Genomic DNA, 19,435 nt, shown 5'->3' with positions numbered 1-19,435 from the left:
GCGTTTCTTATAAGAATAGCGATAAATCCAGATTAAAAAGGGGGTAAAACCCCCTTTCACCGCGATTTATTAATGCCAGCAAAAATGATGCACCACCTGAGTAATTAATTCCCGGGTCGGCTTTATAAAGCGTGTATCAATGTATTCATCCGGCTGGTGTGCCTGGTTGATAGAGCCAGGGCCAAGGACCAGCGTAGGGCATACGGTCTGGATAAACGGTGCTTCGGTGCAGTAGTTCACCACTTCCGTTTGTGCACCCAGCAGCTTCTCGACGACCTGGACGAGCTGGTGGTCCGGTGGGCATTCGTAGCCTGGAATCGGCGGATGCAGTTCCGAAATTGTCACACGGCCGGGCCAGCGCTGGCTCACCGGTTCTAATGCTTCGGTCAGTAAACCGTTCAGATCGTTTAATGTCATGCCCGGCAACGGGCGAATGTCCATGTGAAGTTCGCAACACGCACAAATGCGGTTTGCCGCGTCGCCGCCGTTGATATGGCCCAGGTTAAGGGTCGGATACGGCACGGTGAAAGCGTCGTGGTGGTAGCGGTCCTTCAGTGTGTTTCGTAGCGTGAGGATATGGCCAATCGCGTCATGCATCAGCTCAATCGCATTCACGCCCCGCGCCGGATCGCTTGAGTGGCCGGACTGCCCGAGAATGCGGATGGCATTCGACAAGTGGCCCTTGTGCGCGCGTACCGGCTGTAAAGACGTCGGTTCACCGATGATGGCGCAGTCCGGGCGCAGAGCCGTTGTTTCAGAGAAATAGCGGGCCCCCGCCATGGTGGTCTCTTCGTCGGCCGTGGCCAGGACGTAGAGCGGCTTTTTCAGGGTTGTCACATCCACGTCGCGCAGCGCATCCAAAATAAACGCGAAGAAACCTTTCATATCGGCGGTGCCCAGGCCGTAAAGCTTGTTGTCGTGCTCGGTCAGGGTAAACGGGTCACGCGTCCAGCGGCCATCGTCAAACGGCACGGTATCGGTATGCCCTGCAAGCAGCAGGCCGCCAGCGCCCTGGCCGCTGCTTGCCAGCATGTTGAATTTATTGCGCGTTCCAGGAACAGGCTGAATTTCGACGTTAAAACCGAGATCGCGGAACCAACCTGCGAGTAAATTGATTAAAGACTCATTGCTTTGGTCCAGCGCGCTGTCGGTGGCGCTGATGGAAGGTGTCGCGATCAGGGCGCGGTAGATGTCGATAAAAGGGGGTAATTTCATCTTCACTGTTGACAGGCCTTAGGTTAGGATAGTATCAATATTCATGCAGTAATTATGAATAAAAATACAATAACGTTGAGCGTAAAGGAACAGTTAAGCGTTCCGGTGAATAAAAAACCACGCTAACGGACGTGGGTGAAAGCGTCAGGCTTGCACTCTGAGCAGACCGAAAAGACAAGGTGAACGACCCAGATGTTGAATACGCTGATTGTGGGTGCAAGTGGTTATGCAGGCGCAGAGCTTGTGAGCTATTTGAATCGCCATCCTGATATGAACATAACCGCTTTGACGGTTTCAGCGCAAAGTTCAGATGCAGGTAAATTGATATCTGATTTGCATCCGCAATTAAAGGGCATTGTCGATCTGCCGCTGCAGGCGATGTCCGACATCAGCGAGTTTAGCGAAGGCGTGGACGTGGTATTCCTGGCCACCGCTCATGAAGTTAGCCACGACCTGGCCCCGCAGTTCCTTGCTGCCGGCTGCGTAGTTATCGATCTCTCCGGTGCGTTTCGCGTTAACGATCCGGCGTTTTATGAACGTTATTACGGTTTTACCCATCAGCATCCTGAGCTGCTGGAAAAGGCGGTTTATGGCCTGGCAGAGTGGCAGGCCGATAAGCTGAAAGAGAGCAATTTAATTGCGGTGCCGGGCTGTTATCCGACGGCGTCTCAGCTGGCGCTGAAGCCGCTGATCGACGCCGATCTGCTGGATTTGAGCCAGTGGCCGGTGATCAACGCCACCAGTGGCGTAAGCGGTGCCGGGCGCAAGGCGGCGATTTCCAACAGCTTCTGCGAAGTTAGCCTGCAGCCCTATGGCGTGTTTAATCATCGTCATCAGCCCGAAATTGCTACCCACCTTGGCGCGTCGGTCATTTTCACCCCGCACCTCGGCAATTTCCCGCGCGGCATTCTGGCGACCATTACCTGCCGCCTGAAGGCGGGCGTAACGCAGCAGCAAATCGCTGAGACGTTTAGCCAGGCCTACGGCGGCAAGCCGCTGGTTCGCCTGTATGAAAATGGCGTGCCGGCGCTCAAAAATGTGGTTGGCCTGCCGTTCTGCGACATCGGATTTGCCGTGCAGGATGAGCACCTGATTGTCGTTGCCACCGAGGATAACCTGCTGAAAGGTGCCGCGGCGCAGGCAGTACAGTGTCTTAATATTCGTTTTGGCTTCGCCGAAACGCAGTCTCTTATTTAACCGTCTGTCGGGTGAAATGATGAATCCTTTAATTATCAAATTAGGCGGCGTACTGCTGGATAGCGAAGAAGCGCTGGAGCGCCTGTTTACCGCGCTGGTGAACTATCGTCAGTCCCATCAGCGCCCGCTGGTTATTGTTCACGGCGGCGGTTGCCTGGTGGATGAGCTGATGAAAAAGCTGGCGCTGCCGGTGGAAAAGAAAAATGGCCTGCGCGTTACGCCTGCCGACCAGATTGACATTATTACCGGTGCGCTGGCGGGTACGGCTAACAAGACGCTGTTGGCGTGGGCAAAGAAGCACGGCATTAACGGCGTCGGCCTGAGCCTCGGCGACGGGGATAGCGTCACGGTGACCCAGCTTGACGAAGCGTTGGGCCACGTCGGTCTGGCTAAACCGGGTTCGCCAAAACTGATTAATACCCTGCTGGAAAACGGCTTCCTGCCGATTGTTAGCTCCATCGGCGTGACCGCGGAAGGCGAGCTGATGAACGTGAATGCGGACCAGGCGGCGACAGCGCTTGCCGCCACGCTCGGCGCGGACCTGATTCTGCTCTCAGACGTGAGCGGTATCCTGGACGGTAAAGGCCAGCGCATTGCCGAGATGACGGCGGCCAAAGCCGAACAGCTGATTCAGCAGGGCATTATTACCGACGGCATGATAGTGAAAGTGAACGCGGCGCTGGATGCGGCCCGTACTCTGGGACGCCCGGTGGATATCGCCTCATGGCGCCACGCGGATCAGCTACCCTCTTTATTCAACGGCGTGGCTATTGGCACCCGGATTCTGGCATAGACAAAGAATAGTTTTAACAAGGACAAGACAATGCAAAATCACGGCATCAAAAAAATCGTTCTCGCATACTCTGGCGGCCTCGACACTTCTGCCATCATTCCATGGCTGAAAGAGAACTACGGCGGCTGCGAAGTGGTCGCCTGCGTGGTGGATATCGGCCAGGATCGTGAAGATCTGAAAGGCGTTGAGCAGAAAGCGCTGCGCTCCGGGGCTACTGAGTGCTACGTCGTGGATGCGCGTGAAGAGTTTATCAGCGACTATGTTTACCCTGTGCTGCAGACCGGCGCGCTGTATGAAGGCAGCTACCTGCTCGGTACGTCTATGGCGCGTCCGCTGATCGCTAAGGCGCTGGTAGATGTAGCGAACAAAGTGGGCGCTGATGCGCTGTGCCACGGTGCGACCGGTAAAGGTAACGACCAGGTGCGTTTCGAATCCACCTGGGCCGCGCTGGCTCCACATCTGAAGGTTGTTGCGCCATGGCGTGAGTGGAACCTGCGTTCCCGTGAAGCGCTGCTCGACTACCTGAAAGAGCGTGACATCCCGACCACCGCCTCACTGGAAAAAATCTACAGCCGTGACGAAAACGCATGGCACATTTCCACCGAAGGCGGCGTGCTGGAAAGCCCGTGGAATGCCCCGAACAAAGATTGCTGGGTGTGGACCGTTGACCCGCAGGAAGCGCCGGACCAGGCCGAGCAGGTGACCGTTACCGTTAAGCAGGGCAAAGTGGTTGCCGTTAACGGCGAAGCGATGAGCCCGTTCAAGTGCCTGGAAACCCTGAATGCGATTGGCTCTAAGCACGGTATTGGCCGTATCGATATCGTAGAAAACCGTCTGGTGGGCATAAAGTCCCGTGGTTGCTATGAAACCCCAGGGGGCACGATTATTATGGCCGCGCTGCGTGGCGTTGAGCAGCTGGTGCTGGATCGTGATTCCTTCAAATGGCGTGAGCAACTGGGCCTCGAAATGTCCTACGTCGTGTACGATGGCCGCTGGTTTGCACCGCTGCGTAAATCTCTGCAGGCCTCTGCCGAGTCGCTGGCGGAAGAAGTGAACGGTGAAGTTGTGCTGCAGCTATATAAAGGCCAGGTGACGGCGATTCAGAAAAAATCACCGAACAGCCTGTATAGCGAAGAATTTGCGACCTTTGGCGAAGATGAAGTTTACGATCACAGCCATGCCGGCGGCTTTATCCGTCTGTTCTCGCTCTCTTCTCGTATCCGTGCGCTGAACGAACTTAAGAAGTAATTTTTACCCTCACTCTTTCCCTGGACAGGGAGTGGGTGAGGGGCAAACGAATATCAATATGATGAATGGAGCATGACTATGGCACTTTGGGGTGGGCGTTTTACTCAGGCAGCCGATCGGCGGTTTAAGCAATTCAATGACTCTTTGCGCTTTGACTATCGCTTAGCTGAGCAAGACATCGTAGGTTCCGTCGCCTGGTCCAAAGCGCTGGTCACCGTGGGCGTGCTGACCGAAGCTGAGCAGCAGCAGCTCGAGCAGGCTCTGAAAGTTTTGCTGGAAGAAGTACAGGCCAATCCGCAGGCGATTCTGGAAAGCGACGCGGAAGATATTCACAGCTGGGTGGAAGGCAAGCTTATCGATAAAGTCGGTACGCTGGGTAAAAAACTCCATACCGGCCGTAGCCGCAACGACCAGGTCGCTACCGACCTGAAACTGTGGTGCAAAATGCAGGTTAGCGAACTGCTGGCGGCCACTCGCCAGGTTCAGCAGGCGCTGATTGAAACCGCCGAAGCGAACCAGGATGCCGTGATGCCGGGCTATACGCACCTGCAGCGTGCGCAGCCGGTGACTTTTGCACACTGGTGCCTGGCCTACGTTGAGATGCTGGCTCGCGACGAAAGTCGTTTACAAAGCACCTTGCAGCGCCTCGACGTTAGCCCGCTGGGCAGCGGCGCGCTGGCCGGCACGGCCTATGAGATTGACCGTGAGCAGCTGGCTGGCTGGTTAGGTTTTGCTTCTGCAACCCGCAACAGTCTCGACAGCGTATCTGACCGCGACCACGTGCTGGAACTGCTGTCCAACGCTTCTATCGGCATGGTTCACCTGTCCCGTTTTGCAGAAGACCTGATCTTCTTCAATACCGGAGAAGCCGGTTTTGTTGAGCTGTCCGATCGCGTGACTTCCGGTTCTTCGCTGATGCCGCAGAAGAAAAACCCGGATGCGCTGGAGCTGATCCGCGGCAAGTGTGGCCGCGTGCAGGGCGCGCTGACAGGCATGATGATGACCCTGAAAGGCCTGCCGCTGGCGTATAACAAAGATATGCAGGAAGACAAAGAAGGGTTATTCGACGCGCTCGATACCTGGCTCGACTGCCTGCATATGTCGGTGCTGGTGCTGGACGGCATTCAGGTTAAACGTCCGCGTTGCCAGGAAGCTGCCGAGCAGGGCTATGCCAATGCCACCGAACTGGCGGATTACCTGGTCGCCAAAGGCGTACCGTTCCGTGAAGCCCACCACATTGTCGGTGAGGCCGTCGTTGAAGCGATCCAACAAGGTAAAGCCCTGGAAGCCTTAGCCCTGGCCGATCTGCAGAAATTCAGTGCGGTCATTGGCGAAGACGTTTATCCGATCCTGTCGCTGCAATCCTGTCTCGACAAACGCGCCGCGAAAGGCGGCGTTTCTCCGAAGCAGGTTGCTCTGGCTATCGCTGACGCCAAACAGCGCCTGGTCTAATCCCCTCGAAATTTGAACAAAAAAAAGCGGACATACTGTCCGCTAAAAGTTCACGTTGGCTTTAATAATTCGTCAGGTTCAGAGAACAGAGAGTCTCTGCAGCCGCGCTTCGTTCTCGGGTAAGTAAGAGCGAAGCGCCTTGCTGTTGCGGGCTATTATTCACCAACATTGCTTGATAGGGATAATCGTTCGTTGCTATGCTATCTATCGCCATGAACTATCGTGGCACAGGAGGATAGAGAATGAATATTCGAGATCTTGAATACCTGGTGGCGCTGGCCGAGCACCGCCATTTTCGTCGGGCAGCGGATGCCTGTCACGTTAGCCAGCCGACGCTGAGCGGCCAGATTCGCAAGCTGGAAGATGAACTTGGCGTCATGCTGCTGGAGCGTACCAGCCGTAAAGTGCTGTTCACCCAGGCAGGTTTGCTGCTGGTGGATCAGGCCAGAACGGTGCTGCGTGAAGTCAAGGTGCTGAAAGAGATGGCAAGCCAGCAGGGCGAAGCCATGTCCGGCCCGCTACACATCGGCCTGATCCCAACCGTGGGACCTTATCTGCTGCCGCAAATTATTCCGATGCTGCATCAAACCTTCCCTAAGCTGGAAATGTATCTGCACGAAGCCCAAACCCATCAGCTGCTGGCGCAGCTTGATAGCGGTAAGCTGGACTGTGCCATTCTGGCGCTGGTGAAAGAAAGCGAAGCGTTTATCGAAGTGCCGCTGTTTGATGAGCCAATGGTGCTGGCGGTTTATAAGGATCATCCATGGGCGAACCGCGACCGCGTGCCGATGTCCGATCTGGCCGGTGAAAAGCTGCTGATGCTGGAAGACGGGCACTGCCTGCGCGACCAGGCAATGGGCTTCTGCTTTGAAGCCGGCGCTGATGAAGATACCCATTTCCGGGCAACAAGCTTAGAAACGCTGCGCAACATGGTTGCAGCAGGCAGCGGCATTACGCTACTGCCAGCCCTTGCCGTACCGAAGGAGCGCCAGCGAGACGGGGTGGTTTATCTGCCGTGTTATAAACCAGAGCCGCGTCGTACCATCGGCCTGGTTTATCGTCCAGGGTCACCGCTGCGCAGCCGCTATGAGCAGCTGGCAGAGGCCATCCGCACTCAGATGGTTGGCCATTTCGACTCAGCGCTAAAACAGGCGATTTAAGCCGTTAAGCGCCGCTACCCGATAGGCTTCCGCCATCGTTGGGTAGTTAAAGGTGGTGTTAACGAAGTACTCAATGGTGTTACCGCCACCTTTCTGCTCCATAATCGCCTGGCCGATGTGAATAATTTCGGCCGCGCGCTCGCCAAAGCAGTGGATCCCCAGAATTTCTTTCGTCTCACGGTGGAACAGAATTTTCAGCGTCCCGACGTTCATCCCCACAATTTGCGCCCGCGCGAGGTGTTTAAACTGCGCACGGCCCACTTCGTAAGGCACTTTCATCGAGGTCAGCTGTTGTTCCGTTTTGCCCACGGAGCTGATTTCAGGGATGGTATAAATCCCGGTGGGAATATCTTCTACCAGATGGCCAGTCGCCTCGCCTTTTACCAGCGCCTGAGCGGCGATGCGTCCCTGGTCATAGGCCGCTGAAGCCAGGCTTGGGTAGCCGATAACGTCGCCCACCGCGTAAATATGCGGCAGCGCGGTCTGGTACATGCTGTTGACCTTGATAAGCCCACGGCTGTCCGCTTCCAGACCGATGTTCTCCAGCGCCAGCGAATCCGTGTTCCCGGTACGTCCGTTAGCGTAAAGCAGGCAATCCGCCTTCACTTTTTTGCCGGATTTCAGGGAAACGATCACGCCGTCATCCACGCCTTCAATCTTCTCGAACTCTTCGTTGTGGCGGATAACCACGCCGCTGTTCCAGAAGTGATAGGAGAGCGAGTCCGACATTTCCTGATCGAGGAAAGCCAGCAGGCGATCGCGGGTGTTGATCAGGTCGACTTTGACGTTCATCCCACGGAAGATCGAAGCGTATTCGCAGCCGATCACCCCGGCGCCATAGATGATCACATGGCGCGGTTCGTGATGCAGGCTAAGGATAGAGTCGCTGTCGTAAATACGCGGATGGGTAAAATCAACTTCTGGCGGGCGGTAAGGCCGCGAGCCGCAGGCAATGACAAACTTCTCGGCGGTATAGGTTTCGACCGATCCATCGTGGCACTGCAGCGCGATGGTATGTTCATCCACAAAGTGCGCGTCCCCCTGCAGCATTTCGCAGCGATTACGCTCGTAAAAGCCCTGGCGCATGCGGGTTTGCTGGTTAATCACGCTGTCGGCGTGGTTAAGGATGTCGGCAAAAGAGGAGCGGAGAAGATGAGTGTGGTCGCTGTATAACGGGTTTTGATTGAATTCAATAATGCGGCTGACTGCGTGGCGGAGGGCTTTTGAAGGGATGGTGCCCCAGTGGGTGCAACCGCCGCCGACATTATGGTAGCGCTCAATCACCGCTACCCTGGCTCCTTGTTTCACCAGACCCATGGCGGCACCTTCGCCTCCGGGACCGGAACCAATCACTATTGCGTCATAATCGTAGGTTTGTGGCATTGTAAGGCTTACCTGTTTTTATACATAAAGGCAACACGATGGTAACATCAACCGGGAATTTCCCCAATTCTTGTTGTGCTTTTTACCGCCAGTTCAGGTCAATGTTCCGTAAACAATCATTCACAATACACTATAAAAGCGGTAGCTTGATTCTCTGATATAGTTCCAGCTCTGTTTGAAGGATTCAGGCAATATGATGGGTGTAAGAGCGCAACAAAAAGAGAGAACCAGGCGTTCTTTAGTCGAAGCCGCATTTAGCCAGCTAAGCGCCGAAAGAAGCTTTGCCAGCCTGAGCCTGCGTGAAGTTGCCCGCGAAGCCGGCATTGCGCCGACGTCATTTTATCGCCATTTCCGCGATGTTGATGAACTCGGCCTTACCATGGTCGATGAAAGTGGCCTGATGCTGCGTCAGCTAATGCGCCAGGCGCGTCAACGCATCGCGAAGGGCGGCAGCGTTATCCGCACGTCGGTTTCCACCTTTATGGAATTTATCGGCAATAACCCTAACGCCTTCCGCCTGCTGCTGCGCGAAAGATCGGGCACGTCTGCGGCGTTTCGTGCCGCGGTAGTCCGTGAAATTCAGCACTTCATTGCGGAACTTGCCGACTATTTAGAACTCGAAAATCGCATGCCTCGCAGCTTCACGGAAGCGCAGGCGGAAGCGATGGTCACGATTGTTTTTAGTGCAGGTGCCGAAGCGCTGGACGTTGATATCGAACAACGTCGCCAGCTCGAAGAGCGACTGGTGCTGCAGTTACGTATGATCTCGAAAGGGGCCTACTACTGGTATCGCCGGGAACAAGAAAAAATGGCGCTTGCTCATTTATCCGAAGAGTGAAGGAACGAGCAGCAATGAAACAGTTACAAGATAGAGGTACGCTGGCGCTGGCGTTTATCGCTGGCCTGTCGATTAACGGATCTTTTGCCGCGCTGTTTAGCTCGGTGGTCCCGTTCTCGATTTTCCCTGTTATTGCCCTGGTGCTGACGGTTTACTGCCTGCATCAGCGTTACCAGAACCGAACTATGCCCGTTGGGTTACCGAGCCTTGCCGCCGCGTGCTTTGTCTTAGGCGTGCTGCTTTATAGCTCTGTAGTTCGCGTTGAGTACCCGGTGATTGGCTCTAACTTTGTGCCTTCGATTCTGTCGGTGATGGTGCTGTTTTGGATTGTATTTAAGGTTCGTTCCCGTAAGTCAGAAGCGGCCGAGTAAGCCAGACGAAAACAAAAAAGGACGCCTCGGCGTCCTTTTCTTATTTGCGTGTGAGCAGTACGCCACATTCCATATGGTGCGTATACGGGAACTGGTCGAACAGCGCGAGCCGGGCGATGTTGTGGGTCTGAGACAAGGTCTCCAGATTCTCGCACAGCGTTTGTGGGTTGCAGGAGATATAAAGGATGTGCGGGTAGGCCTGCACCATTTTTACCGTGTCAGCATCCAGGCCGCTGCGTGGTGGATCGACAAAAATGGTCTCGCACCGATAGCTCTTAAGATCGATCCCCTGCAGGCGGTTAAACTCCCTGACGCCGTTCATCGCCTGGGTAAACTCTTCTGCCGCCATGCGGATGATTTGCACGTTATCAATGTTGTTGGCCGTGATGTTGTACTGTGCCGCCGCAACAGAGGGTTTCGCAATTTCGGTTGCCAGCACGCGGTCAAAATTACGGGCCAGCGCCAGCGAGAAGTTACCGTTCCCGCAGTACAGCTCCAGCAGATCGCCGCTTGAGTTTTCCGTCGCGTTCAACGCCCACTCCAGCATCTGAATATTCATGGCGGCGTTTGGCTGGGTGAAGCTGTTCTCAACCTGGCGGTAAATCATCTCTTTGCCGGCTACCGGCAGACGCTCGTCGATGAAATCCTGGTCCAGCTCAATTTTGGTTTTGGTGGCGCGCCCAATTAAGTGCACGTCAAAACCACGTGCACGCAGGCTGTCGCGCAGCGCTTCGGCGTGCCGCTGCCACTCATCATCCAGCTTGCGGTGGTAGAGCAGAGAGACCACGGCCTGATTGCTCAGGGTGGTCAGGTAGTCAATCTGGAACAGCTTGTGGCGCAGCGCTGGAATATCTCGAACGCCGTCCAGCATGGCTGGCATCAGGGCGTTAATCAGCTCGCTTGCCGCCGGGAAACTGTTGACGCGGATGCGGCTTTTGGTCTGTTGATCGAACATGATGTGATAGAGATCGTCACCTTCATGCCAGATACGGAACTCGGCTCGCATACGGTAGTGACTGACCGGTGAGCGGAATACCTCCGGGGCCGGTGCGGCAAAGGGCGCCATCATGCCTTGCAGGCGAGTGACTTTTTCCGCCAGCTGCGCGTCGTACTGATCTGTCGGGAGGTGTTCAGGGGTCATGGCTAGCCATCCAGTCGGTCAATGAATACAAACTACGCGGCGATTGTAGGGATTCAACTCACGATGTCCAGCCCGATTGCTATAAGAAGTTCTGCTGGAAGTCTGGACATCTATATAAGCCTAACGGTAGCATGGCTTTTCCGGCCTCCTGAGAGTTAAAAGGGAACCCAGTGTAATTCTGGGGCTGACGCGCAGCGGTAAGGATCGGCGAGATGAATGCATTAAGCAGACACTGCTTTCTATATATAAGCGGGAAGTCCTCATCTCAATTAAGCCCCCAAGCCCGAAGACCTGCCGGAATGACGTCGCAAGTGATATGGCTATCGCGTGCTATTTGCCATATCTGCGGCATCCTATTCGAAAGCGGATGCTTATATAAATGATGATAAAGAAGGTTTCGCTGTTGACGGCTCTGTCCGCAACGGCTTTTTCAGTTTGGGCGCAGGACAGCAATACCGACAATACTCTGGTGGTCACGGCGAACCGTTTCCAGCAGCCGGTGAATACCGTACTGGCGCCGAACTCGGTGGTTACGCGTGAAGATATCGATCGCTGGCAGTCAAAATCGCTGACCGACGTAATGCGCCGTCTGCCGGGGGTGGATATTGCGCAAAACGGTGGGCTTGGCCAGCTCTCCTCAGTGTTCATTCGCGGGACTAATTCCAGCCATGTGCTGGTGCTGATTGACGGTATCCGCCTGAATCAGGCCGGCGTGACCGGTTCTTCCGATCTCAGCCAGATTCCAGTTTCCCTTGTTCAGCGCGTAGAGTACATCCGCGGGCCTCGTTCTGCGGTCTATGGTTCTGATGCTATTGGCGGGGTCATCAACATTATCACTACTCGTGATAAAGACGGCACAACGCTGACGGCCGGAATGGGCTCCAATGGTTACCAGAACTATGACGCCAGCACGCAGCAAAAGCTGGGGGATAACACCCGCGTGACCCTGGCAGGTAACTATGAGTACACCAAAGGCTTCGACGTTGTGGCCGATGGCAATACTGGAGGCCTGCGTCAGCCCGATCGCGACGGATTTATGAGTAAATCCCTTTATGGTGCGCTGGAACACAATTTCTCTGAGCAATGGAGCGGCTTTGTTCGCGGCTACGGTTACGATAACCGCACGGCCTATGATGGCTTCTACAGCAGCTTTACGCCAAACCAGCTGGTGGACACCCGTCAGCTCTATAGCCAGACCTGGGATACAGGGCTGCGTTTTAACAACGATATCTTCCATTCGCAGCTGATCTCCAGCTACGGCCACAGCAAAGATTACAACTTCGACCCGCGCCTTGGCCGCTATGACTCCAGCGCGACCCTCGATGAAATTAAGCAGTACAACCTGCAGTGGACCAACTCCGTTGATGTAGGCGCAGGGAATGTCGGCGCGGGCGTTGACTGGCAGAAGCAAAGCACTGAACCGGGCACTAACTATCTTACTGACGCTTACGATCAGCGTAATACCGGCGTCTATCTGACTGCGCTACAAAAGTTGGGTGATTTCACCTTTGAAGGTGCTGCACGTAACGACTCTCACTCAGAGTTCGGTAATCACGGAACCTGGCAGAGCAGCGCCGCATGGGAATTCGTTGAGGGATATCGCTTCATTGCTTCCTACGGTACGGCCTTTAAGGCACCAAATCAGGGGCAGCTGTTTGGCTTCTACGGCAACAGAAACCTGAATCCTGAAGAAAGTCGTCAGTGGGAAGGAGCATTTGAAGGATTAACGTCGGGCGTAAACTGGCGTGTTTCTGGCTATCGCAACCTTGTTGATAACCTGATCGACTTTAACAATAACACGCTGAGCTATTACAACGTCGGCAAGGCCAATATTAAAGGTATTGAAGGTACAGCTTCCTTCGATACCGGGCCTGTGCAGCACAGCGTTAGCTATGATTATGTTGATGCCCGTAATGGACTGACCGATGCACCGCTGGCGCGTCGAGCCAAACAGCAGGTGAAGTATCAGCTTGACTGGGCACTTTACGATCTTGACTGGAGCGTAACCTACCATTACCTGGGCTCGCGCTACGACACCGATTTCAATACCAATAAAACCGTCAAAATGGGTGGTGTTAGCCTGTGGGATGTCGCGTTGTCGTATCCAGTCACGTCACAGCTGACCGTTCGTGGTAGAATAGCTAACCTGTTCGATAAAGATTACGAGACGGTTTATGGCTACCATACTGCAGGACGGGAATACTACTTGTCTGGCAGCTACACCTTCTGATGCACATCCTACCGTGCTGGTTTTTGACTCCGGCGTCGGTGGGTTGTCCGTCTACAATGAGATTCGGCAGCTTCTGCCGGATCTTCATTTCATCTACGCCTTCGACAACGTGGCGTTTCCTTACGGCGAAAAGAGCGAAGAGTTTATCGTCGACCGGGTGGTTTCAATAGTGACTGCTGTCCAGCAGCATTATCCTTTGGCCCTCGCCGTTATCGCCTGTAATACCGCAAGCACCGTTTCTCTCCCGGCTTTACGTGAAAAGTTCGACTTCCCCGTTGTTGGCGTTGTGCCTGCCATTAAACCGGCAGCACGTTTGACGACAAATGGTGTAGTGGGCCTGCTTGCAACTCGCGGCACGGTAAAGCGGCCTTATACTCACGAGCTTATCTCCCGGTTTGCTACCGAATGCAAAATTGAGATGCTGGGTTCGGCCGAGCTGGTGGAGCTTGCTGAGGCGAAGCTTCATGGTGAGCCGGTCCCGCTGGATGAGCTGCGTAAAATCCTGCGTCCGTGGTTACGTATGTCGGAGCCACCGGATACCGTTGTATTAGGCTGCACGCACTTCCCTCTATTACAGGAAGAGCTGTTGGAAGTGTTGCCGGAAGGGACAAGACTGATTGATTCCGGAGCCGCCATTGCAAGACGTACCGTTTGGTTGCTGGAACATGAAGCGCCGGATGCGGCTTCTGCAGATCAGAATATTGCCTATTGTATGGCGTTCACGCCTGAAACTGCGCAATTAATGCCCGTTTTGCAACGTTACGGCTTTGAAAAGCTCGAAAAACTGGCACTTTAGCGCCATTTTGAGTAAAAAATCGGCGCTTGAAAGTTTTTTTCAAATTAGGGGTTGTCAGGCTCTGAGAACTCCCTATAATGCGCCTCCACTGACACGGCAAAGCGGCTTCGAAAGCGGCTTAACAACCCGGTAGTCAGTCAGACGAAAGCGAAAATAAACGCTTGACTCTGAAAGAGGAAAGCGTAATATACGCCACCTCGAGTTAGCAAGCGAAAGCGCGTAACTCACTGCTCTTTAACAATTTATCAGACAATCTGTGTGGGCACTCGCAGGATTGATATCTCAGCATCTTCGGATGCAACAAAATATCAAGTCTTGAAGAGTGACTACTGATTTTATAAACAGTTTTAATTCTTTGAGCATCAAACACTTTTAAATTGAAGAGTTTGATCATGGCTCAGATTGAACGCTGGCGGCAGGCCTAACACATGCAAGTCGAGCGGTAGCACAGGGAGCTTGCTCCTGGGTGACGAGCGGCGGACGGGTGAGTAATGTCTGGGGATCTGCCTGATGGAGGGGGATAACTACTGGAAACGGTAGCTAATACCGCATAACGTCGCAAGACCAAAGAGGGGGACCTTCGGGCCTCTTGCCATCAGATGAACCCAGATGGGATTAGCTAGTAGGTGGGGTAATGGCTCACCTAGGCGACGATCCCTAGCTGGTCTGAGAGGATGACCAGCCACACTGGAACTGAGACACGGTCCAGACTCCTACGGGAGGCAGCAGTGGGGAATATTGCACAATGGGCGCAAGCCTGATGCAGCCATGCCGCGTGTATGAAGAAGGCCTTCGGGTTGTAAAGTACTTTCAGCGAGGAGGAAGGCATTAAGGTTAATAACCTTAGTGATTGACGTTACTCGCAGAAGAAGCACCGGCTAACTCCGTGCCAGCAGCCGCGGTAATACGGAGGGTGCAAGCGTTAATCGGAATTACTGGGCGTAAAGCGCACGCAGGCGGTTTGTTAAGTCGGATGTGAAATCCCCGGGCTCAACCTGGGAACTGCATTCGAAACTGGCAAGCTTGAGTCTTGTAGAGGGGGGTAGAATTCCAGGTGTAGCGGTGAAATGCGTAGAGATCTGGAGGAATACCGGTGGCGAAGGCGGCCCCCTGGACAAAGACTGACGCTCAGGTGCGAAAGCGTGGGGAGCAAACAGGATTAGATACCCTGGTAGTCCACGCCGTAAACGATGTCGACTTGGAGGTTGTGCCCTTGAGGCGTGGCTTCCGGAGCTAACGCGTTAAGTCGACCGCCTGGGGAGTACGGCCGCAAGGTTAAAACTCAAATGAATTGACGGGGGCCCGCACAAGCGGTGGAGCATGTGGTTTAATTCGATGCAACGCGAAGAACCTTACCTACTCTTGACATCCAGAGAACTTTCCAGAGATGGATTGGTGCCTTCGGGAACTCTGAGACAGGTGCTGCATGGCTGTCGTCAGCTCGTGTTGTGAAATGTTGGGTTAAGTCCCGCAACGAGCGCAACCCTTATCCTTTGTTGCCAGCGGTTCGGCCGGGAACTCAAAGGAGACTGCCAGTGATAAACTGGAGGAAGGTGGGGATGACGTCAAGTCATCATGGCCCTTACGAGTAGGGCTACACACGTGCTACAATGGCGCATACAAAGAGAAGCGACCTCGCGAGAGCAAGCGGACCTCATAAAGTGCGTCGTAGTCCGGATTGGAGTCTGCAACTCGACTCCATGAAGTCGGAATCGCTAGTAATCGTAGATCAGAATGCTACGGTGAATACGTTCCCGGGCCTTGTACACACCGCCCGTCACACCATGGGAGTGGGTTGCAAAAGAAGTAGGTAGCTTAACCTTCGGGAGGGCGCTTACCACTTTGTGATTCATGACTGGGGTGAAGTCGTAACAAGGTAACCGTAGGGGAACCTGCGGTTGGATCACCTCCTTACCTAAAAGATACAACCCGCGTAGTGCTCACACAGATTGTCTGATAGATGTAGAGAAGCAAGGCGTCTTGCGATTGAGACTTCAGTGTCCCCTTCGTCTAGAGGCCCAGGACACCGCCCTTTCACGGCGGTAACAGGGGTTCGAATCCCCTAGGGGACGCCACTTGCTGGTATGTAAGTGAAAGTTGCGTGCCGTTATATCTCAAAACTGACTTGAAAGAGTCATGTTTGAGATATTTGCTCTTTAACAATCCGGAACAAGCTGAAAATTGAAACGACATGTCGTCTCATTCCTCCGTAATAAGGAATGGGGTTAAGACATGTTCGAGTCTCTCAAATTTTCACAACAGCGATTTTGTCTTACGAGACATCTTCGGGTTGTGAGGTTAAGCGACTAAGCGTACACGGTGGATGCCCTGGCAGTCAGAGGCGATGAAGGACGTGCTAATCTGCGATAAGCGTCGGTAAGGTGATATGAACCGTTATAGCCGGCGATTTCCGAATGGGGAAACCCAGTGTGATTCGTCACACTATCGTTAAGTGAATACATAGCTTAACGAAGCGAACCGGGGGAACTGAAACATCTAAGTACCCCGAGGAAAAGAAATCAACCGAGATTCCCCCAGTAGCGGCGAGCGAACGGGGAGCAGCCCAGAACCTGAATCAGTTTGTGTGTTAGTGGAAGCGTCTGGAAAGTCGCAGGGTACAGGGTGATACTCCCGTACACTAAAATGCACATGCTGTGAGTTCGAAGAGTAGGGCGGGACACGTGGTATCCTGTCTGAATATGGGGGGACCATCCTCCAAGGCTAAATACTCCTGACTGACCGATAGTGAACCAGTACCGTGAGGGAAAGGCGAAAAGAACCCCGGCGAGGGGAGTGAAACAGAACCTGAAACCGTGTACGTACAAGCAGTGGGAGCCTCTTTATGGGGTGACTGCGTACCTTTTGTATAATGGGTCAGCGACTTATATTCTGTAGCAAGGTTAACCGTATAGGGGAGCCGCAGGGAAACCGAGTCTTAACTGGGCGTTAAGTTGCAGGGTATAGACCCGAAACCCGGTGATCTAGCCATGGGCAGGTTGAAGGTTGGGTAACACTAACTGGAGGACCGAACCGACTAATGTTGAAAAATTAGCGGATGACTTGTGGCTGGGGGTGAAAGGCCAATCAAACCGGGAGATAGCTGGTTCTCCCCGAAAGCTATTTAGGTAGCGCCTCGTGAACTCATCTTCGGGGGTAGAGCACTGTTTCGGCTAGGGGGCCATCCCGGCTTACCAACCCGATGCAAACTACGAATACCGAAGAATGTTATCACGGGAGACACACGGCGGGTGCTAACGTCCGTCGTGAAGAGGGAAACAACCCAGACCGCCAGCTAAGGTCCCAAAGTCATGGTTAAGTGGGAAACGATGTGGGAAGGCACAGACAGCCAGGATGTTGGCTTAGAAGCAGCCATCATTTAAAGAAAGCGTAATAGCTCACTGGTCGAGTCGGCCTGCGCGGAAGATGTAACGGGGCTAAACCATGCACCGAAGCTGCGGCAGCGACGCTTATGTGTTGTTGGGTAGGGGAGCGTTCTGTAAGCCGTCGAAGGTGGACTGTGAGGTCTGCTGGAGGTATCAGAAGTGCGAATGCTGACATAAGTAACGATAAAGCGGGTGAAAAGCCCGCTCGCCGGAAGACCAAGGGTTCCTGTCCAACGTTAATCGGGGCAGGGTGAGTCGACCCCTAAGGCGAGGCCGAAAGGCGTAGTCGATGGGAAACAGGTTAATATTCCTGTACTTGGTGTTACTGCGAAGGGGGGACGGAGAAGGCTATGTTAGCCGGGCGACGGTTGTCCCGGTTTAAGCATGTAGGCGGGAAGTTTAGGTAAATCCGGACTTCTGTTAACGCTGAGGTGTAATGACGAGGCACTACGGTGCTGAAGTAACAAATGCCCTGCTTCCAGGAAAAGCCTCTAAGCATCAGGTAACATTAAATCGTACCCCAAACCGACACAGGTGGTCAGGTAGAGAATACCAAGGCGCTTGAGAGAACTCGGGTGAAGGAACTAGGCAAAATGGTGCCGTAACTTCGGGAGAAGGCACGCTGTCGGTAGGTGAAACCCCTCGCGGGTGGAGCTGAAGGCAGTCGAAGATACCAGCTGGCTGCAACTGTTTATTAAAAACACAGCACTGTGCAAACACGAAAGTGGACGTATACGGTGTGACGCCTGCCCGGTGCCGGAAGGTTAATTGATGGGGTTATCCGCAAGGAGAAGCTCTTGATCGAAGCCCCGGTAAACGGCGGCCGTAACTATAACGGTCCTAAGGTAGCGAAATTCCTTGTCGGGTAAGTTCCGACCTGCACGAATGGCGTAATGATGGCCAGGCTGTCTCCACCCGAGACTCAGTGAAATTGAAATCGCTGTGAAGATGCAGTGTACCCGCGGCAAGACGGAAAGACCCCGTGAACCTTTACTATAGCTTGACACTGAACATTGAGCCTTGATGTGTAGGATAGGTGGGAGGCTTTGAAGCGTGGACGCCAGTCTGCGTGGAGCCAACCTTGAAATACCACCCTTTAATGTTTGATGTTCTAACGTAGACCCGTGATCCGGGTTGCGGACAGTGTCTGGTGGGTAGTTTGACTGGGGCGGTCTCCTCCTAAAGCGTAACGGAGGAGCACGAAGGTTAGCTAATCACGGTCGGACATCGTGAGGTTAGTGCAAAGGCATAAGCTAGCTTGACTGCGAGAGTGACGGCTCGAGCAGGTGCGAAAGCAGGTCTTAGTGATCCGGTGGTTCTGAATGGAAGGGCCATCGCTCAACGGATAAAAGGTACTCCGGGGATAACAGGCTGATACCGCCCAAGAGTTCATATCGACGGCGGTGTTTGGCACCTCGATGTCGGCTCATCACATCCTGGGGCTGAAGTAGGTCCCAAGGGTATGGCTGTTCGCCATTTAAAGTGGTACGCGAGCTGGGTTTAGAACGTCGTGAGACAGTTCGGTCCCTATCTGCCGTGGGCGCTGGAGAATTGAGGGGGGCTGCTCCTAGTACGAGAGGACCGGAGTGGACGCATCACTGGTGTTCGGGTTGTCATGCCAATGGCATTGCCCGGTAGCTAAATGCGGAAAAGATAAGCGCTGAAAGCATCTAAGCGCGAAACTTGCCCCGAGATGAGTTCTCCCTGACCCTTTAAGGGTCCTGAAGGAACGTTGAAGACTACGACGTTGATAGGCTGGGTGTGTAAGCGTAGCGATACGTTGAGCTAACCAGTACTAATGATCCGTGAGGCTTAACCTTACAACACCGAAGGTGTTTTGAGAGAAATTAGAGAGAAAGAGTAAATTTTCAGCTTAGTTCAGGATTAGATTGATGGTTATGCGAGAGCGTAACGGTCAATAACAGAATTTGCCTGGCGGCCGTAGCGCGGTGGTCCCACCTGACCCCATGCCGAACTCAGAAGTGAAACGCCGTAGCGCCGATGGTAGTGTGGGGTCTCCCCATGCGAGAGTAGGGAACTGCCAGGCATCAAATTAGCAGTAAACCGGGGCAACAAACCGGTGGTTGTAGAAAAATTCGGTGGAGCGGTAGTTCAGTCGGTTAGAATACCTGCCTGTCACGCAGGGGGTCGCGGGTTCGAGTCCCGTCCGTTCCGCCACTTATTAAAATTAAGCCTGCTAATTAAGCAGGCTTAATAGTAGAAAAATT

General features: G+C 53.9%; 12 protein-coding genes, 2 tRNA genes, 3 rRNA genes and 1 riboswitch. Of the genes, 14 read left to right on the top strand and 3 right to left on the bottom strand.

Features of this window, described 5'->3' with window-relative positions:
• Positions 1-69: 69 nt before the first annotated feature.
• Complete coding sequence (gene argE / locus JT31_RS11620; RefSeq protein ID WP_038477004.1) at positions 70-1,221, bottom strand: acetylornithine deacetylase; 1,152 nt, start codon at positions 1,219-1,221, stop codon at positions 70-72.
• Positions 1,222-1,407: 186 nt separating this feature from the next.
• On the opposite strand from argE, the gene argC reads away from it, so the two are divergent.
• The 5 genes from argC to oxyR all read left to right on the top strand — a co-directional run bounded on the left by argC (position 1,408) and on the right by oxyR (position 7,065).
• Entirely contained in the window at positions 1,408-2,412 is a 1,005-nt protein-coding gene (argC, locus tag JT31_RS11615; protein WP_038477002.1) for an N-acetyl-gamma-glutamyl-phosphate reductase, read from the top strand.
• Positions 2,413-2,428: 16 nt separating this feature from the next.
• The gene (gene argB / locus JT31_RS11610; RefSeq protein ID WP_144244041.1) at positions 2,429-3,205 is read left to right on the top strand and encodes an acetylglutamate kinase; all 777 of its coding nucleotides are present in this window, start codon (positions 2,429-2,431) and stop codon (positions 3,203-3,205) included.
• A gap of 30 nt (positions 3,206-3,235) precedes the next feature.
• A complete protein-coding gene (locus JT31_RS11605) occupies positions 3,236-4,453 on the top strand; it encodes an argininosuccinate synthase (protein WP_038476996.1) in 1,218 nt (405 codons plus the stop codon).
• Between the two features lie 78 nt (positions 4,454-4,531).
• A complete protein-coding gene (gene argH / locus JT31_RS11600; RefSeq protein ID WP_038476993.1) occupies positions 4,532-5,905 on the top strand; it encodes an argininosuccinate lyase in 1,374 nt (457 codons plus the stop codon).
• Between the two features lie 242 nt (positions 5,906-6,147).
• Positions 6,148-7,065, top strand: coding sequence for a DNA-binding transcriptional regulator OxyR (gene oxyR / locus JT31_RS11595; RefSeq protein WP_038476990.1), 918 nt, complete (start codon positions 6,148-6,150; stop codon positions 7,063-7,065).
• Here the strand turns inward: oxyR and sthA are convergent.
• Entirely contained in the window at positions 7,048-8,448 is a 1,401-nt protein-coding gene (gene sthA, locus JT31_RS11590) for a Si-specific NAD(P)(+) transhydrogenase (protein ID WP_016538947.1), read from the bottom strand. The two genes, oxyR and sthA, sit on opposite strands and share 18 nt — an antisense overlap.
• Before the next feature lie 196 nt (positions 8,449-8,644).
• Here sthA and fabR point away from each other — a divergent pair, with 196 nt between their 5' ends.
• Together fabR and JT31_RS11580 are read left to right on the top strand one after the other, a co-directional pair.
• On the top strand, positions 8,645-9,286 hold the full coding sequence (fabR, locus tag JT31_RS11585; RefSeq protein ID WP_167549841.1) for an HTH-type transcriptional repressor FabR: 642 nt from the start codon (positions 8,645-8,647) through the stop codon (positions 9,284-9,286).
• A 14-nt stretch (positions 9,287-9,300) separates the two neighbouring features.
• On the top strand, positions 9,301-9,657 hold the full coding sequence (locus tag JT31_RS11580; protein ID WP_038476984.1) for a YijD family membrane protein: 357 nt from the start codon (positions 9,301-9,303) through the stop codon (positions 9,655-9,657).
• Positions 9,658-9,697: 40 nt separating this feature from the next.
• Here JT31_RS11580 and trmA read toward each other — a convergent pair whose 3' ends face one another.
• Positions 9,698-10,798, bottom strand: coding sequence for a tRNA (uridine(54)-C5)-methyltransferase TrmA (gene trmA / locus JT31_RS11575; RefSeq protein ID WP_038476981.1), 1,101 nt, complete (start codon positions 10,796-10,798; stop codon positions 9,698-9,700).
• Positions 10,799-10,922: 124 nt separating this feature from the next.
• Positions 10,923-11,112: riboswitch (cobalamin riboswitch) on the top strand.
• A gap of 68 nt (positions 11,113-11,180) precedes the next feature.
• On the opposite strand from trmA, the gene btuB reads away from it, so the two are divergent.
• The 7 genes from btuB to JT31_RS11540 all read left to right on the top strand — a co-directional run bounded on the left by btuB (position 11,181) and on the right by JT31_RS11540 (position 19,385).
• The gene (btuB, locus tag JT31_RS11570) at positions 11,181-13,028 is read left to right on the top strand and encodes a TonB-dependent vitamin B12 receptor BtuB (RefSeq protein WP_038483042.1); all 1,848 of its coding nucleotides are present in this window, start codon (positions 11,181-11,183) and stop codon (positions 13,026-13,028) included.
• A complete protein-coding gene (gene murI / locus JT31_RS11565) occupies positions 12,973-13,824 on the top strand; it encodes a glutamate racemase (RefSeq protein WP_071842956.1) in 852 nt (283 codons plus the stop codon). The genes btuB and murI overlap by 56 nt, the downstream gene beginning before the upstream one ends.
• Positions 13,825-14,198: 374 nt before the next feature.
• Positions 14,199-15,738: ribosomal RNA gene (locus JT31_RS11560) — 16S ribosomal RNA — on the top strand.
• Between the two features lie 85 nt (positions 15,739-15,823).
• Positions 15,824-15,899, top strand: a tRNA-Glu gene (locus JT31_RS11555).
• A 221-nt stretch (positions 15,900-16,120) separates the two neighbouring features.
• A 23S ribosomal RNA gene (locus tag JT31_RS11550) occupies positions 16,121-19,027 on the top strand.
• A gap of 111 nt (positions 19,028-19,138) precedes the next feature.
• A 5S ribosomal RNA gene (gene rrf / locus JT31_RS11545) occupies positions 19,139-19,254 on the top strand.
• The 16S, 23S and 5S rRNA genes sit together here with 2 tRNA genes alongside, the layout of an rRNA operon.
• A 54-nt stretch (positions 19,255-19,308) precedes the next feature.
• Positions 19,309-19,385: transfer RNA gene (locus tag JT31_RS11540), tRNA-Asp, on the top strand.
• Positions 19,386-19,435 lie beyond the last annotated feature (50 nt).

The sequence above is a fragment of the Cedecea neteri genome, assembly GCF_000757825.1.
In the GTDB taxonomy this organism is placed as follows: Bacteria; Pseudomonadota; Gammaproteobacteria; order Enterobacterales; family Enterobacteriaceae; genus Cedecea; species Cedecea selenatireducens.
The sequence above is the reverse complement of the archived record's forward strand: the minus strand, read 5'-3'. Positions and strand labels throughout refer to the sequence as shown.

Coding starts and splice junctions, on each gene's coding strand:
- trmA (WP_038476981.1), bottom strand. CDS start 10,798: ATGACCCCTGAACACCTCCCGACAGATCAGTACGACGCGCAGCTGGCG.
- JT31_RS11580 (WP_038476984.1), top strand. CDS start 9,301: ATGAAACAGTTACAAGATAGAGGTACGCTGGCGCTGGCGTTTATCGCT.
- fabR (WP_167549841.1), top strand. CDS start 8,645: ATGGGTGTAAGAGCGCAACAAAAAGAGAGAACCAGGCGTTCTTTAGTC.
- sthA (WP_016538947.1), bottom strand. CDS start 8,448: ATGCCACAAACCTACGATTATGACGCAATAGTGATTGGTTCCGGTCCC.
- oxyR (WP_038476990.1), top strand. CDS start 6,148: ATGAATATTCGAGATCTTGAATACCTGGTGGCGCTGGCCGAGCACCGC.
- btuB (WP_038483042.1), top strand. CDS start 11,181: ATGATAAAGAAGGTTTCGCTGTTGACGGCTCTGTCCGCAACGGCTTTT.
- argH (WP_038476993.1), top strand. CDS start 4,532: ATGGCACTTTGGGGTGGGCGTTTTACTCAGGCAGCCGATCGGCGGTTT.
- murI (WP_071842956.1), top strand. CDS start 12,973: ATGGCTACCATACTGCAGGACGGGAATACTACTTGTCTGGCAGCTACA.
- argC (WP_038477002.1), top strand. CDS start 1,408: ATGTTGAATACGCTGATTGTGGGTGCAAGTGGTTATGCAGGCGCAGAG.
- argB (WP_144244041.1), top strand. CDS start 2,429: ATGATGAATCCTTTAATTATCAAATTAGGCGGCGTACTGCTGGATAGC.
- JT31_RS11605 (WP_038476996.1), top strand. CDS start 3,236: ATGCAAAATCACGGCATCAAAAAAATCGTTCTCGCATACTCTGGCGGC.